We start from the raw sequence: 15710 nt of genomic DNA, 5'->3' as shown, positions 1-15710 counted from the left end.
CGTTAGGACTCGATGAAGCCGGTTCCGACGTAGTCGTGGTCCTCGACGGTGAGAATCTGCAGGAACCCGACGGGGTCACCGTTCTCGTCGAAGTCGATGGGGCCGCTGACGCCCTGATAGTCGACGTCGGATGGGCCGCCACCGTCGGCGAGAATCTGGCTTGCCGCCTCGAAGGAGGTTACCTTCTCACCCTCCGGGCGCGTCACGTCGCGGACAGTCTCCTGGAGCGCCGCGCCGGTGAACTCGTCTGCGGCCTGAATCGACAGCGCCGCGGTGACGACACAGTCGTAGGCGTACGCCGACCACGCGGTCGGCTGTTCGCCGTACTCGGACTCGAAGGCGGAGGCGAACTCCTGGTAGTTCTCCTGTTCGACGGGTGCGGAGGGGACGACGATTTTCATGCCGTCCATGCTTCCCTCCGGCGTGTTCTCCAAGACGTTGTCGCCGGAGACGGAGTCGGCGCCGTAGAACTGCGCCTCGTAACCGCTGGAGAACGCCTCGTTGACCATCGTCGCGAACTCCGCCTGGTAGGTGACGAACAGCCACGCGTCGGCCCCGGAGCCGTCCATCTCGGAGATGACGCTCGAATAGGACTGCTGTTCTTGGTCGTGGGGCGTGTTGTAGACGACTTCCCCGTCGAAGGCCTCGACGAAGGCGTCGGTGAGGCTCTGACCGTAGTCGTTGTTGACGTAGGTAATCGCCACCTCGTCGTAGCCGTCCTCGGCGATGATGTTCGACAGCGCCACCGACTGGGTGCGACCGGTCGGCGACATCCGGAGCAGGCCCGGGAACTCGGTGAGGTTCAGCCCCGTAGAGTTCTGGCTCAACTGCACCACGTCGGTGCCTTCGATGACGCTCTCGTAGATGGCCAGCGACACCCCGGAGCCGACGGCGCCGATGAGGAACGGCACCGAATCCTGATTGACGAGTTTCTGGGCCGCCGAAACGCCGCCTTGGCTCTGGCCTTCCGAGTCCTCGACGACGATGTCGAGTTCGCGGCCATCGATGCCGGCGTTGTTGACGCGTTCGAGTGCGAGGTCCTTCCCGCGTTGGTTTCGTTCGCCGAACGCCGACAGCGACCCGGTGAGGGCGTCGACCATCCCGATGGTGTAGGGGTCGTCGCTGCCGCCGTCGCCGTTTCCATTGCCGTTGCCGTTTCCGTCGTCGCCGTTTCCGTTTCCGTTCCCCTCGTCGTCGGTCGTGCTGACACACCCGGCCAGCGACGCCAACCCTGCCGCACCCGTCGCTTTCAGTACACTCCGCCGATTCGTCCAGTTCGTGATATCCTCTCTCATGGGCGTCTACTGGAGAGGTAACGGCACCATGGGGGTTAACCCGCTACCGACCATGGTAGGTCCATCGGGGAATTACCCTCCCATCGGCCGGCAGAGGCGACGAGTCCCGATACTCAGCGAACGGCGTCGAGGCCGCTCGATGCCGCCCGAATCGCGTCCTCGGCGGCGTCGACGAAGCCGAGAAGTTGGACGAAGCCGTGAATCATGTCGTCGTACTGGGCGTGGAACACCTCGTTGCCGGCGTCCTCCAGCGCCTCGGCGTAGGCGTCGCCCTCGTCCCGGAGGGGGTCGAAACCGGCGGTGACGACCGTCGCCGGCGGCAACCCCGAGAGGTCGTCGGCCAACAGTGGGGCGAGGTACTCGTTTCGTGAGTGGACCGGCGACTGGACGTACTGGTCCTGGAACCACTCCATCGTCTCGCGTTCGAGGAAGTACCCCTCGGCGTTCTCCTCGCGGCTCTCGTACTCCTCGAACGGCGACCCACAGACGGGATAGAACAGCACCTGGTGGGCGATGTCCGGGCCCACAACGTCGTCCGTCACGTCGAGTTCGGCGTCGCGAGCCATGAGCGAGACGCCCGCCGAGAGGTTCGCGCCGGCGCTGTCGCCGCCGACCGCGAGCGTGCCGTCGCCGTCGAACGCCTCGGAGTTCTCCTCGACGTACTCGGTGGCAGCGTAGGCATCCTCCAGCGCCGCCGGGAAGGGGTGTTCCGGCGCCAGCCGATAATCGACGGAGACGACAGTCCAGCCGCTTTCCTCGGCCAGTTTCTGACAGACGTTGTCGTGGGTGTCGAGCCCGCCGACGACGAAGCCGCCGCCGTGGAAGTACACGAGAATCGGCCGGTCACCCTCGCCGGGCCGGTAGACACGGGCGTCTAGCTCTCCGGTCGCACCGGCGACGGTGGTGTCGTACTCGTCGTACACTTCGTAGGAGGGCGTGAACTCCGCGACGGCGTCGAACTGCTGGCGGGCACCCTCGACGCCGACCTCTTCGAGCGCCGGCGTCTGGTTGACCATATCGAGGATGGGCTGTAACTGCGGGTTGGGTTCGTCTGCCATACCGTTCTGTCTTCCCAGGGACACTTGAGGCTATGTGCCGCCGCAGATACGGCTGGAATCACGTTCAGAAATTGATGCGGAGATACGACGTGTCGTTGCGGTAGTTGTACGCTTCGACGAGGGTTCCGACCGCCGCGAGGACGACGAACGCGAGGACGAAGACGCTCTCGTCGGTCGAGAGGTACCACAGCGCGAACACGACGGTCAGCCACGCCGCGTTGGCGACGTTGAAAAGCGGGTGCTCCCGGACACGGTCGAGGGCACTGGCGAAGAGGTACACAGCGACGAGAACCGACATCGCGATGAACGTCGGTGCCAGCGGTTCGTCGCTGAAGAAGACAGCGACGGCGACGGCGGCGAGGAACGCGACGAGGACGGCCACTCGATAGACGCTTACCCGGCCGAACGGGGTGGAGAGCGACATATTGGGAGGTCATCGCCAGCGCACTAATCGTTTGCCGTGGCGACCCGTCACTCCCGAATCTCGGTAAGCGAATCGCCGCCTTCGGTGGACATCGGTGGAGTCCAACACTGCCTCGTAGGCTTCGATTTTGGCAATTGGATGGGCAGCCTCAGACTCCGTTCAAAAGTCGCTTCAGTCGCCGAACGGCCCCATCCCGCCGAGGCCACCACCGCCGCCACCGCCGCCGCCCTGCATCTGTTTCATCATCCGCTGCATGTCGCCGTCGCCCATCCCCTGGAACTGCTTCATCATCCGGGACATCATCTTGTGCTGTTCGAGCAGTTCGCGGATGGTCTCCTCGTCCTTTCCGGAGCCGCGGGCGATGCGTTCGATTTGGCTCTGACCGATGGAACGGGGGTTCTCCAACTCGTTTTCGGTCATCGAGTCCATGATGACCTCGAAGTCCCGAAGGCGGTCCTGGGTCATGTCCATCGCGTCGTCGGGGAGCTGGTCCTTGATGCCGCCGCCCAGCCCCGGAATCATGTCCATCACCTGGTCGAGCGGCCCCATCTTGTTCATCGCGTTCATCTGGTTCCGCATGTCCTTCAGGGTGAACTCCCCTTTCATCAGGTCCTCGGGGTCCCAGTCCTCCTCTTCTTGGGTCTCCTGCATCGCGCGTTCGACCCGCTCGGAGAGTTGTTTGAGGTCGCCCATCCCGAGCAATCGGGAGATGAATCCCGAGGGTTCGAAGCGTTCGATGTCGCCGACCTCCTCGCCGGTCCCGAGGAAAGCGATGGAGGAGTCGGTCTGGTCGACGGCGGCGAGGGCGCCGCCACCTTTCGCCGTCCCGTCGAGTTTCGTAATCATCACGCCGTCGATGCCGACCGAATCGTGGAACCGTTCGGCCTGGTCTTTCGCGCCCTGCCCGATTGCGGCGTCCAAGACGAGCAGGTTCCGGTCGGGGTCGACGACCGACTCGATTTGCTCTAACTCCTCGATGAGGTCGTCTTCCAGCGCGTGGCGACCGGCCGTGTCGACGATGCGAACGTCGGCGTCTTTCGTCTCTTCGAGACCCTTCCGGGCGATGTCGACGGGGTCGTCGTTGTCGGGGTCGCCGTAGAAGTCGACCTCGGCGCGTTCGCACATCTGTTTGGCCTGGTCGTAGGCGCCGGGCCGGAACGTGTCGGTCTGGATGACCGCCGGACGGAGGCCCTTCTTCGAGAACCACCACGCCATCTTCGCGGCGCTGGTGGTCTTCCCCGACCCCTGGAGGCCGGCGAGCATGATGGTCTGTTCCTCCAGCGGGAGCTCGGTCGACTCGCCGACGAGTTCGACCATCTCCTCGTAGACGATTTTGAGGACGTGGTCCTTCGCGGTGGTGCCGGCCGGTGGTTCCTCCTGGAGTGCACGCTCCCGGATGGAGTCCGAGAGGTCCATCACGAGCGAGACGTCGACGTCCGCGGAGAGCAGGGAGCGTTGAATCTCCTTGACGATCTCCTCGACGTCGTCCTCGCTCAGGGTCGTCTTCCCCTGTAACTTGTCGAGCGTTCCCCGGAGGGAACTGCCCAAGTCGTCGAGTACCATTTACACTCCGTACGCTACCCAGCCGGTAAAGGCTTTGTTCGTTGCGACGGCCTCAACTGCCGGCGAGCCGAGCGCCGAACGCCGGAAATGCCTCACGACGCACCCACAGCTCGATGGCGGCGGCGCCGAGCAACAGCGGCACCGCCGCGGGCCACAGGAGACTCGCTGCCGACCCGACCGTATCGCCGCCGGAGGGGTCCGACAGGAAGGCCCCGACTTCGACGGCCGCAAAAGCGAGCGGCGAGAGCAACCCGAATCGTGCGGCGAGCGTGACCGGTAAACCGACCACGAGAAGGGGGCCGAACGCGACGAACGCGAGTTCCGCCAGCGGCGCGACGTACCCCTCGATGCCGACCGACCGCGCGACGACGCTGAAATCGTCGCCACCCGGCGACAACACGTGGACCATCCCGGTCCACAGCGCGCCAACGACGATACCGGCCGCGAGCGATGCTTCCGTCGCCGCCGACAGTCGGGACTCGTTGCGGCCGAGCAGTCGCCGACACCCGTATTCGACTCCGCCGGCGACGAGAACACCGGGGAGGACGACAGTGCCGAGCAGCGATAGCTCGATGGTCACGAGCGGGACGGCGAGAACGGCCGAAAGAAGCGGTGCGTACAACCGGAGGGCAACGAAGAGTGCCGCGCCGCCGAGGAGGGCCGTTCCGACGGCGACGGCCACTGCCGGTCTCGAAGGGAGCGTTCCAATCGCGACCATCTGGAGGCCGAACAGGGCCGCCGACACCGCCAGCGTGGCGGTCGGTGCTGGACGCCGGCGGTCGGACGGGAGCAGGGGGAGGGCCATGCGCGGCACGTCGTCCGGCATCGAAATGAGCGTTCGGTCGCTGACTGCGAACCCCCCGAGTGAAAGACCTACCACCGCGGCGGCCGACGAACGGACATGGAGCCGATTCAGGCCGCCGACTATCGCGACATCGTCCAGGTGTCGGACCCCCAGCTGTCGCCCGATGGCGAAACGGTTGCGTTCGTCCACGAAGACCCGGCAGACGACGAGAGCTACGACCGGAACGTCTACACCGTTCCGGCCGACGGCAGCGCCGATGCCGAACCGTTTACGACCGGTGGCGGCGACACCGAACCGCGGTTTTCGCCGTCCGGCGACCGACTGGCGTTCGTCCGGAGCGACGACGAAACCGCCGACGTGTACGTCGTCCCCACCGACGGCGGTGAGGCCTGGCAGGTGACCGACGTGGTCGGCGAGGTGTCGTCGATAGCGTGGCGACCGGACGGCGAGGCGCTGGCGTTCACCCAACGGGTCACCGAGGCCGAACGTCGGGCAGGTCAGGACCTCGCGGTCGAGGACGACTACGAACGGGAGACGCCGGACCCCCGCGTCATCGACCGGATGGTGTACCGCGCCGACCAGCAGTACTTCGACGGCACGCGGAGCCACGTCTACACCGTCGACCTCGATGCGGAGTCCGTCGAACGTCACACCGACGGCGACTTCGACTTCGTCGCCCCGACGTTCGGTGACGACGAGACGCTGTACTACGGCGTCAAACGCGGCGAGGAACCCGACGACACCATCGAGTACGACATCGATGCCCTCGACATCGAGACGCTGGCCCGTGAAACGGTGACGACGACGACCGCCTGGGAGTTGGACATCGAGGCGACCGCCGACGGCGACATCGCCTACCCCTACACCGAACCCGACCGGCCGACCATCCGACAGCGGGAAATCGAGGTGTTCGACCGCGATGCGGACACGGCGGTTCGACCGACCGCAGGCATCGACCGCATGGCCGGCACCTTCGCCTTCGACGGCGACGCGCTGCTGTTCTCGACGCCCGACGAGGGCCACCGGACGGTTCGGCGCGCGCCGCTCGTCGATACCGACCGCGAGGACATCGAGGTCGTCGTCGCACAAGGCGACGTGACGGCCTTCGACGCCCGCGACGGCCGCGTCGTCGTGACGAAAAGCGAGTGGGACCACCGCGGCGACGTGTTCCTGACCGACGCGGGCGAGGAGCGCCGACTCACGACCGTCAACGACGAGTATCTCGACTCCCACCACGTCGCCGAACCCGAGGAACTCCGCTTCGAGAGCGACGACGGCGTCGAGATACAGGGGTGGGTGCTTCACCCCCCGGAGTTCGACGAGAGCGAAACCTATCCCCTCGCGGTCGAAATCCACGGCGGTCCCCACGCGATGTGGTCGACGGCCGGAACGATGTGGCACGAGTTCCAGACGCTCGCGGCCCGCGGCTACGTCGTCTTCTGGTCGAACCCGCGTGGGTCGACGGGCTACGGCGAACAGTTCATGGCCGCAATCGAACGCGACTGGGGAGCAGTGACGAGTACCGACGTACTCGCGGGCGTCGACGAAGTGTGCGAACGCGACTACGTCGACGACGCCCAGCAGTTCCTCACCGGCGGCTCCTTCGGCGGTTACATGACCGGCTGGCTAATCGGCCACACCGACCGCTTCGCCGGCGCCGTTTCCCAGCGCGGCGTCTACGAACTCAACTCCTTCTACGGGTCGACCGACGCCTTCCACCTCGTCGAGTGGGATTTCGACGCGACGCCGTGGGAGGACCCCGAGTTCCTCTGGGAGCACTCGCCGGCGGCCCACGTCGAATCGGTCGAGACGCCGACGCTCGTCGTCCACGCCGACGACGACTACCGCGTCCCCGTCAACAACGGCGAACTGTTCTACCTGTTCCTCCGCAAGCAGGGCGTCGACACCCGACTCGTCCGCTACCCACGTGAGGGCCACGAACTGTCTCGGTCCGGCGAACCGGGCCACGTCGTCGACCGACTGGAGCGCATCGCCCGGTGGTTCGACGGTTACTCCGAACACCACGACGCCCCACCGGCGCTCGAACGCGGCGACGAGGGGTTGTCTGCGGGCGAGGCCGCCGACGAGGAGTGACGCCCCCGACAGTCGTCAGAGCTAACACCGATAGACCGAAACGTCGCGTGTGTTTGACGCCGCGACGCTCGCCGTCTATCTGACCGCCGCCGTCGCCCTGATTCTGACGCCGGGGCCGGACACGGCGTACGTCCTCGCACGCGGCGCCGGCGAGGGGCGACGCGCTGGCGTTCTCTCCGCGCTCGGCGTCTCGACGGGGATTCTCGTCCACACCGCCGCGGCCGCATTCGGCCTCGCCGCGCTGTTTTCCGCCGTCCCGGAGGCTCGAACCGTCGTCGTCACGCTCGGCGCCGTCTATCTCACCTATCTCGGCGTGCAGTCACTCCGCGCCGCCGACGACGACACGCGCGAGGCGGCCGAGGGGCGTCCCTACCTGCAGGGACTGGCGGTCAACGTCCTCAATCCACAGGTCGCGCTGTTTTTCCTCGCCTTCCTGCCGGGGTTTGCACCCGAAGCGAACCCTGCCGCCGGCATGCTGGTTCTCGGCGCGCTGTACGCCGCCATCACCGCCGTCTATCTCGGTGGCGTTGGCGCGCTGTCGGGACAGTTCGGCGGCGAGAGCCCGTGGCTCCAGCGCGTCTCGGGGGTCGTCCTGCTCGGAATCGCCGGCTGGCTCGTTTTGTAGTGGATTCGACCCGAAAACAGGGGGCACGGCTGAGATTTATATACGGAGCCGCGGCCACCGACGGCCGTGACGTAATCCGAACCCGCGGCGAACACGGCGGGAGCCCGGTGGCCCGCCGCGGGAGCGCGCTGTCGTGTCCGACCACCGGCTGTCAGCCCAACCGAATCGGTTCGCTCGTCAGTTCGACTGACACCGACACCGACTCGCCGGCCGAGAAGTCGTGGCCATCGTGGAAGACGAGTTTCGCGCCGAACGGCACCTGCGAGGCGAACAGCGATAGCCCCGTCGCTCGGACATCGTTGGCGTAAACGGCCACGTCCTCCCAGCGAAGGCCCCGTCCCGTCACCTCGCCGACCGTCGTTCCGAGCAGCGACACCGACCCCTCGTGTTGCCGTAGCGTTCCACCACCGGCGTAGTGGGGAAGTCCACCATCAAGCGGAACCCCCTCGTCGCTGGACAGCGCCGCGAACCCCTCCCCCGTGTACGTCGGCGCGTCGAGTGAGACGTGGGTCGGTCCCGTCTCCAGCACTTCGCCAGTGCCGTCCCACGGCACGCCAGCGACCGCCACGTCCAACTCCAACGATAGCGACCCCGATGCCCGCCGGAGGTTCTGGTCGTGGCTCCGGAAGCCGAGGTGGACGTGGTTGTCGACCCACTGTCCGAAAAACCCCGAGCGGACGAGCGTGCCGAGCGAATCACCGACGTCAACCGACTCCCCCCGCCGAAACCGCCGGGTCGACGTGGAGGATACGGGCGACCACGTCGCCACAGTCGACGAGTATCAGGTGGTCTTCGTCGACAGCGTACGGTTTCGGCGGACAGCGAACCGTTCGCGTCTCGATGACTTCACCGGCGACTGGCGAGACTGCCTCGTCGGAGCCAGGGTAGAAATCGACGGCACAGCCGCGGTCGTGTGCCGGATACGGCGAGTTGTACAGCGAGAACCGCTCGTAGCGTTCGACGACCGACGCCGGCAGCGTCACCATACCGCGGCTTCGGGCCGGGCCGTTTTAGCCCCGTCGTCACCAACTCGACCCATGCGCGTGGTTCGAGGCCGCAGTGGTGACGTGAACGCCGACCGGGAGGTCGGAGCCGCGCTCTCGGCCGGCGTCGAGGCGACCGGCGAACCGGCGCTCCGTGTGTGGACGCCTCACCAACAGGTCGCCTTCGGCCGCCGCGACGCCGCCAGCGATGGCTATGACCGCGCTCGGCAGGCCGCCCGGCAGCGAGACTACGCGGTCGTCGAACGCGAGGTGGGCGGCCGCGCAGTTGCCTACACGGGTTCTGTCGTTGCGTTCTCTCACGTCGTCCCGAACCGCAACGGCGAGGGCATCGGCGACCGATACGACGACGCGACCGACCGACTGAAACGCGCCCTCAGTTCGCTCGGAGCGACGGTCCGCGACGGCGAACCCGACGGCGCGTTCTGCCCCGGCGACCACTCGCTGCAGGGTGGGGGAAAAATCGCCGGCATCGCTCAGCGCGTCCGCCGCGAAACCGCGACCGTCGGTGGCTGTATCGTCGTCCGAGCGGCCGACGAATCCGCCATCGCCGACGTACTCACGCCGGTGTACGACGCCCTCGGTGCGCTGTTCGACCCGGAGTCGGTCGGCAGCGTCGAAGCGGCGGGCGGACCCGGTGATCCTGATGGGGTCATCGATGCCGTCGAGTCGGCGTTCGTCGGGAAGCGACGCGTCGAACGCGTCGCGGCGGAGGACGTACTCCGTGACGTTTAGGAGTCGGCCCCCCACAGTCGGAGTAATGCTCATTCGGAACGCGACGCTCGCTGACGGCCGGGTTCGTGACGTGCTCGTCGACGGCGAAACCATCGCCGAGGTCGGGGAGGAACTCGACGCCGACAGAGACGTACTGGACGCCGACGGAAAGCGGCTCCTTCCGGGGATGATAGACGCCCATGTCCACTTCCGAGAGCCGGGATACCCCCACAAAGAAACGTGGACGACGGGGTCGCAAAGCGCCGCCGCTGGCGGCGTGACGACGGTGTTCGACCAACCGAACACCGACCCGCCGACGATAGACGCCGCGAGTTTCGAGGAGAAAGCTCGATTGGCGCGGGAATCGGAAATCGACTACGGCATCAACGGCGGCGTTACCGAGGACTGGAAGCCCGAGGAACTGTTCGAGGAACCCATCGCGGCGCTCGGCGAGGTGTTCCTCGCTGATTCGACCGGCGAGATGGGCATCGACGCCGACCTCTTCGAAGATGCCCTCAAAAAAGCGGAGGCGGCAGGCGTGAAAGTGACCGTCCACGCCGAGGACGCGACGCTGTTCGAAGAGGCGGCCACAGAACGCGACGACGCCGATGCCTGGAGCGCCTACCGCACCGCCGAGGCCGAAATCGAGGCCATCGACCGCGCCTGTACGGTCGCGAACGGCCTCGACTCCGGAATTCACATCGCCCACACCTCGACGCCGGAGGGCGCCGACATCGCCGACGAAGCGGGGATGACCTGCGAGGCGACGCCGCATCACCTCTTCCTGTCGCGTGACGACCTCGAAGAACTCGGAACGTTCGGCCGGATGAACCCGCCGCTGCGGAACGAGCGGCGGCGAGACGACCTGTTCGAGCGACTCGTCGACGGCACCGTCGACATCGTCGCGACCGACCACGCACCCCACACTCGCGAGGAGAAAGACGCCAGCATCTGGGACGCGCCGAGCGGCGTTCCCGGCGTCGAAACCGCCCTCCCACTGTTGTTGGAGGAGGCCCGGACGGGAACCATCGACTACGAGCGCGTCCGGGACGTGACCGCGGCGAACGTCGCCGATATCTTCGAGTTACCGAACAAGGGGCGCATCGAGGCGGGCAACGACGCCGACCTCGTGCTGTTCGACCCCGACGCGAGCGTGTCGATTCGCGGCGAGAAACTTCACGCGAAGTGCGGGTGGACGCCGTTCGAGGGTCGCGATGCCGTTTTCCCCGAATTGACGATGGTTCGGGGGACCGTCGTCTACCACGACGGCGAGTTCGGTGAAGGAGACGGGGAAAACGTCCGCGAGTAGCGCGGGTCAGTCGTCGGCGGCGTCGGCGGCGATGTCGGCGTCGGTGCCGTCTTCCGTGGCGTGCATCTCGTGGCCGCAGTTCGGACAGGCGAGTTCGTCGTGTCGCAGCGCCGCCGAGGACTCCCGGACCTCGCGCATGACACTGGAGATGCGCTCTTCGGCCTCCAGTTCCTCGTCGACGGTGAGTTCGACGCCCTCGACTTCGAGGAGGAACTTCGCCACCTCGGTAATCTCGTACATCAGGTCGTCGAGTTCCTCGGCGGTGTAGAAGTCACACATCGCGCCGTAGAGGAACGTCGCGCCGGCCTTTCGGACCTTCTCGTCGAACGACGAGCGGGCCTGATTGACCGCCTGCGGGCTGTAGGTGTCGGTCATGAACGGGACGAGTTCCGGGAGGTTCTCGCCGATTTTCGTCATCTCGACGCCGGTTTCCGTGCGGAAATCCGCACAGAGTCGCGCCATCGCCCACTCGCGGGCGGTGATGTACGTCCGGTCCCGGAGGAACTCGTTAGCACGGTCGTAGGTCGCCCCGTCGATTTTCGAAAAGCGGGCGTACTCCCGGACGTCCTCGGGAACGTCAGCGTCGCTATCAGCTTCGCTGTCGGTGCGTTCGTCCTCCGGGAGTCGTCTGAACGCCGGCGTCGGTTCCTCCCCATCGTCCGTCGCCTGCGCGTCGTCGGCCATACTGGGCGTAGCGTTCTGCCGCCGAAAAAGCGTATCGGCGTTGTCTGACGGGTGGCGTACGCGTGGTCCGACCGTAAGGAGGACCACGTTTTGTGCGAACGGCGAACGGAATGAGCCGTGAGTCGCGTCAGCCGACCGGAGGGAGGCCGACGGATGAGCAAGCGGGGAGCGTAGCGACCCGCGAGCCGTGAGCGACCACACGACAATTCAACGAATCTACACGAGAGGCCGGGAGGCTTTTGCTTCGGGGCGTCAAGCACCGTACATGAAGGTGCTGCTGGGCATCGGCGGAAGCGAGGACTCCCTCTATGCGCTGGAGCAAGCCGTCGCACGAGCGATGGCGGCCGGCGACGACCTCACCATCGCTATCGTGGAGAATCCGGACTCCTCGATGGACGAAGGGGAACTGCGGGCCCGCGTCGACGCGGTGTTAGAGAACGAGGGCTTCGACGCCGAGGTGGTGTCGCTCTCCGGGCACCCGGGGAGTCAGTTGCTCGAGTTCGCCGAGCGCGAGGAGTTCGACCGAATCGTACTGGGCGGCGGCGAGACGAGCCCGCTCGGAAAAGTACAACTCGGCTCTATCGCCGAGTTCGTTCTGTTGAACGCCCAAACGACGGTGACGCTCATCCGATGACTCGCGAGTACCCCGACGAGGTGGCCGGCCCCTACGAGGGACCGCCCCGTTCGTTCGCCGACCGCGACGGCCGCGACATCGAAATCCGCCGCTACGACGACGAGTTCGAGACGCTCGTCGAGATGTATCTGCAGTTCGACCCCGAGGACCGCGCACAGGGGATTCCGCCGACCGCCGAGAAGGGGATTCGGAAGTGGCTCGACAACCTGCTCCTCGATGAGTGCGTGAACGTCGTCGCCTGGCACGGCGACGACGCGGTCGGCCACGCGACGCTCGTCCCCGACACCGAGGGCGCCTCGGAGTTGGCCATCTTCGTCCTTCGAGAGTACCAGGAGGCGGGTATCGGAACCCAACTCATCGAGTGTCTGCTCGGAGCCGGTCGGGAGAGCGGCATCGAGCAGGTGTGGCTCACCGTCGAGCGCTGGAACAAGGCCGCGACGGCGCTGTACCGGAAGGTCGGCTTCGAGCCGTGCGACACCAGCGGCTTCGAGTTGGAGATGGCCGCGAAGTTGGCCGCCTGAGTACGGAACGCGGGCCTCAGAGCGGGGTCCGACGCCGAGGTCTTTTCAATACCCTTTTGCCGACGCATCGAGTTGATGCCCGTATGGCAGACTTTCAGGTCGTCGTCGGCGACCCAGAGGAGGGCACTACGCACTCCTTCGACGTTGACGGACAGGACGCGAACCGATTCATCGGCCGCTCGCTCGGCGAGACGGTCGACGGCGACGCCGTCGGCCTCCCCGGCTACAAGCTCGAACTCACCGGTGGCTCCGACACCTCGGGGCGACCGATGCGGGAGGACGTGACCGGCACCGGCACGAAGGCCATCCTGCTCGAGGGGGGCGTCGGCTTCGAGCCGAGCGTCGACGGCGAGCGCAAGCGCGTGACCGTCCGCGGCGCAGAGGTCTCCGACGACACGCGACAGATTAACGCGAAAATCGTCGGTCGCGGCGACCAGTCCGTCGAGGAACTGCTCGGCGCCGACGAGGACGACGAGTAATCTCCCCTTCTGTTCGTATCGCATCCATGCCCAGCCTTTCCTCCGACGGCGTCGAGACTGTTCGCGTCGCCATCGAATCAGCCGGCGCGCTCGACCGACCGAAACTCGTCGTTCCCGAAGGGACGATGCCGGAAGGCGTCATCCGCATCGAGGCCGACGAGTCGACGTATCACGCCCTCGTCGAGGTCGGTCTCGACGGCGAGTACGAACTGCGCGGCCTCTACGACAACGCTCGACTCGCCCGAGAGGGCGGCGGTGAGAACCGCCTCACCGAGTGGGTCGAATCCGCCGGCCTGGAAGCGGGTCGCTCGGCGCTTCTGGACGTGGTCGTCGAGGGCGAACAGTACGGGCTTCGTGCGCCCGGCGAGCGGGCAGTCTACGACATCGCGGAGACGCCCGATGACAGCCTCGCCTCGATAGCGGAGGACCTCGACGGATGAGCGCCGACGACGACCGCCCCGCGAGCGCGCTGTACGACGCGTTCTTGGAGGGCGAGCGCGTCGACGACATCCTCGTGTACCTCCACGAGGAGGGCGTCGGGTCGATGGGGGAGTTACTCGAAATCGGCACGCGCGTCGACGACGGCGTCGTGTTGGTGTTGCCCGGCAAGGAGGGCCGGTCGGCGTTCCAGCAGGCGACGGGCCTCGACGCGATGGACTTCGCCGGGATGGCGATGCAGACCGACGGCGACATCGACGCCGACTGCACCGGCGGGACGTGTCCGGACACCGAGGACAAGCCCGACGAGGACCACTACGTCAAGTTCGTCTTCGCCTTCGCCGAAGAGCAAAACGAGGGCGTCGGCGGCATTTACGCCGACGGCGACGTGATTCACGGCTATGCGGCCTGTGCCTGCGGGACGACCTACTCCGATAAGTGGGTCGTCGACGAGGCGTAGCAGTAACTCAGCGGTCGGTTTCGACGCCTTCCTCGTCTTCTTCGGGTAGGTTCCGGAACGCATCGAGGATGACCTGTTTCGTGATAGCGCCCCGAGTCGTCCAGTGGTGGGCGTAATCCAGCATGTCGTCGTAAATATCGGGTTTACAGCCCGCCGCTTTCGGGTGGCCGCCGCCGTTGACCTGCCCGGCGACCTCGTGACAGCGCTCGAAGGAGTCGGTGCCGCGGATGGAGGCCGACCCCGCGGGCTTGACGATGACGGAGGCGTCGGCGCCCTCCTCGCGCATCGCTTCGGCGACCTCGTTCTGTGAACAGCGGCCGTAGGTGACGCCGACGGTCCACTCGCCGATGGCCTCGAACTCGGCGCGCTCGATAGCCTTCTCGATGAGCGCCTCCTTCTCGACGCGCTGTTCTTCGAGGAACGACTCCACCTCGGGCGGGAGGTCGGCGGCGTGTTCGACGACGGTGTCGATGTACTCCTCGGGGTCGGCCCAGTAGGCGTAGTCCGCGATGTCGTCGCTGCGAGGGTCCTCACGCAACCAGAGGTCGTGGTCGCGGGTGACCGCCGCGAGGTCGGCGTAGCGGTCGTCGAAGGTGTAGTCGAGTTCCGCAAGCGCCACATCGGTCGTACACACCTCCTCGGAGTCGCCGACGGTCAAATCGGCGTACTCCTCGACGGACCGCACGAGGTCGTCGTCCCACTGGTGGTGGTCGAACCACCGAACCGAGGTGGCGCGTTCGGCGACCGCCGGCAGCGCCTCGATGTCGCTCTCGGAGTCCGGACAGAGGTCACAGACGAACACCTCGAGGTCGGGTTCGCCGAACTCGGCGACGTACTCCAAGGCCTCGGCGATTTCGTGGGGGCCTGCGGGAAGGAGAGCAGCCTCGCCGAAGGCCACCCGGAGGAGTGCGACACAGCCCAGTCCGTCGGCGTCGGGGTCGGCGACGACGACCCGGTCGGCGCCGGCAAGGGCCTCGCGGGCCTCCTTTTCGGCTTGGGCTTCGTCGAAGGAATCCGGCGTGAAGAAGCCCTCGCCGGGCAGGACCGAGCGGCGGCCCAGCGGGATGTTGTCGTCGTCGATGAGATAGTCGTCCATACCGACGGGAGGGGCGGCGCGGGGAATAATCCCACCGCTTGCCGCCGGCCGGTCACTCCAGTTGTCGGACGGTCAACACCGGCCGCGAACACGTTCGGACGACGCGTTCGGCGACGCTGCCGAGCAGAAAGGAGTGTTCCCCGTGGCGTCCGCGCGTCCCCATCGCCACCGCGTCGGCGTCGACATCGTCGGCGTAGCCGATTATCTCCTTGGACGGCGGGCCGGCCCTAACGGCGGTTTCCAACTCAACGCCGTCCCCGCGTGCCGTGTTCGCCTCGACGACGGCGTCGAGGGCCTCGTGGCTCTGTTCGTCGAGGGCTTCGCGAACCTCCTCGTGGATTCGGTCGGGGAGCGATTCGACGTGACTCTCGTCGATGACGTACAGCGCGTGGACGGTCGCATCGAAGCGCGACGCGAGGTCGAGCGCACAGTGGACCGCCCGCGAGACGCTCTCGGAGCCGTCGGTCGCCACGACCACCGTCTCGAACATACTCGGTCTCGGCGGGGCGA

At 66.5% G+C, this 15710-nt stretch carries 17 protein-coding genes and 1 pseudogene; 9 read left to right on the top strand and 9 right to left on the bottom strand.

Annotation, left to right across the window (positions count from 1 at the left end):
- Positions 1-2: 2 nt before the first annotated feature.
- From GJ631_RS06915 to GJ631_RS06895, 5 genes are all read right to left on the bottom strand, one after another.
- Positions 3-1295 carry an ABC transporter substrate-binding protein gene (locus tag GJ631_RS06915; RefSeq protein WP_156708454.1) on the bottom strand — a complete coding sequence of 431 codons (1293 nt, stop codon included), beginning with the start codon at positions 1293-1295 and terminating at the stop codon, positions 3-5.
- Between the two features lie 113 nt (positions 1296-1408).
- Positions 1409-2353, bottom strand: coding sequence for an alpha/beta hydrolase (locus GJ631_RS06910; RefSeq protein WP_156708453.1), 945 nt, complete (start codon positions 2351-2353; stop codon positions 1409-1411).
- A gap of 64 nt (positions 2354-2417) precedes the next feature.
- Entirely contained in the window at positions 2418-2777 is a 360-nt protein-coding gene (locus GJ631_RS06905) for a phosphatidate cytidylyltransferase (RefSeq protein WP_156708452.1), read from the bottom strand.
- Between the two features lie 171 nt (positions 2778-2948).
- Entirely contained in the window at positions 2949-4340 is a 1392-nt protein-coding gene (locus tag GJ631_RS06900; protein WP_156708451.1) for a signal recognition particle protein Srp54, read from the bottom strand.
- A gap of 52 nt (positions 4341-4392) precedes the next feature.
- A complete protein-coding gene (locus GJ631_RS06895; protein ID WP_197424882.1) occupies positions 4393-5145 on the bottom strand; it encodes a hypothetical protein in 753 nt (250 codons plus the stop codon).
- 96 nt (positions 5146-5241) lie between these two features.
- Here GJ631_RS06895 and GJ631_RS06890 point away from each other — a divergent pair, with 96 nt between their 5' ends.
- Positions 5242-7239 (top strand): S9 family peptidase, encoded by a 1998-nt coding sequence (locus GJ631_RS06890; RefSeq protein WP_156708449.1) that lies wholly within the window; start codon positions 5242-5244, stop codon positions 7237-7239.
- 49 nt (positions 7240-7288) lie between these two features.
- Positions 7289-7864 (top strand): LysE family translocator, encoded by a 576-nt coding sequence (locus GJ631_RS06885; RefSeq protein WP_197424881.1) that lies wholly within the window; start codon positions 7289-7291, stop codon positions 7862-7864.
- A 151-nt stretch (positions 7865-8015) separates the two neighbouring features.
- On the opposite strand, the pseudogene GJ631_RS06880 reads toward GJ631_RS06885, so the two are convergent.
- A pseudogene (locus GJ631_RS06880) lies at positions 8016-8850 on the bottom strand (hypothetical protein).
- 51 nt (positions 8851-8901) lie between these two features.
- Here GJ631_RS06880 and GJ631_RS06875 point away from each other — a divergent pair.
- Entirely contained in the window at positions 8902-9600 is a 699-nt protein-coding gene (locus GJ631_RS06875) for a lipoate--protein ligase family protein (protein ID WP_156708448.1), read from the top strand.
- A gap of 25 nt (positions 9601-9625) precedes the next feature.
- On the top strand, positions 9626-10888 hold the full coding sequence (locus tag GJ631_RS06870) for a dihydroorotase (protein ID WP_156708447.1): 1263 nt from the start codon (positions 9626-9628) through the stop codon (positions 10886-10888).
- Positions 10889-10894: 6 nt separating this feature from the next.
- Here the strand turns inward: GJ631_RS06870 and GJ631_RS06865 are convergent, their stop codons facing one another.
- On the bottom strand, positions 10895-11572 hold the full coding sequence (locus GJ631_RS06865; protein ID WP_156708446.1) for a DUF5806 family protein: 678 nt from the start codon (positions 11570-11572) through the stop codon (positions 10895-10897).
- Positions 11573-11837: 265 nt separating this feature from the next.
- Here GJ631_RS06865 and GJ631_RS06860 point away from each other — a divergent pair, with 265 nt between their 5' ends.
- From GJ631_RS06860 to GJ631_RS06840, 5 genes are all read left to right on the top strand, one after another.
- Positions 11838-12206, top strand: a complete 369-nt coding sequence (locus GJ631_RS06860) for a universal stress protein (protein WP_156708445.1) — start codon at positions 11838-11840, stop codon at positions 12204-12206.
- Positions 12203-12727: a GNAT family N-acetyltransferase gene (locus tag GJ631_RS06855; protein ID WP_156708444.1), complete on the top strand. Its 525-nt coding sequence runs from the start codon at positions 12203-12205 to the stop codon at positions 12725-12727. Before GJ631_RS06860 ends, GJ631_RS06855 begins: the two co-directional genes overlap by 4 nt.
- 83 nt (positions 12728-12810) lie before the next feature.
- Positions 12811-13206, top strand: coding sequence for a 30S ribosomal protein S6e (locus GJ631_RS06850; RefSeq protein ID WP_156708443.1), 396 nt, complete (start codon positions 12811-12813; stop codon positions 13204-13206).
- Positions 13207-13232: 26 nt separating this feature from the next.
- On the top strand, positions 13233-13646 hold the full coding sequence (locus GJ631_RS06845) for a hypothetical protein (protein WP_156708442.1): 414 nt from the start codon (positions 13233-13235) through the stop codon (positions 13644-13646).
- The gene (locus GJ631_RS06840; protein WP_156708441.1) at positions 13643-14104 is read left to right on the top strand and encodes a DUF5807 family protein; all 462 of its coding nucleotides are present in this window, start codon (positions 13643-13645) and stop codon (positions 14102-14104) included. The genes GJ631_RS06845 and GJ631_RS06840 overlap by 4 nt, the downstream gene beginning before the upstream one ends.
- 7 nt (positions 14105-14111) lie before the next feature.
- On the opposite strand, the gene GJ631_RS06835 is transcribed toward GJ631_RS06840, so the two are convergent.
- Positions 14112-15200 (bottom strand): DHH family phosphoesterase, encoded by a 1089-nt coding sequence (locus GJ631_RS06835; RefSeq protein ID WP_156708440.1) that lies wholly within the window; start codon positions 15198-15200, stop codon positions 14112-14114.
- Positions 15201-15252: 52 nt separating this feature from the next.
- A complete protein-coding gene (locus tag GJ631_RS06830; protein ID WP_156708439.1) occupies positions 15253-15690 on the bottom strand; it encodes a universal stress protein in 438 nt (145 codons plus the stop codon).
- Between the last annotated feature and the right edge of the window lie 20 nt (positions 15691-15710).

The sequence above is a fragment of the Natronomonas sp. CBA1123 genome (assembly GCF_009741925.1).
GTDB lineage: Archaea > Halobacteriota > Halobacteria > Halobacteriales > Haloarculaceae > Natronomonas.
This window is presented reverse-complemented; position numbering and strand designations above follow the sequence as displayed.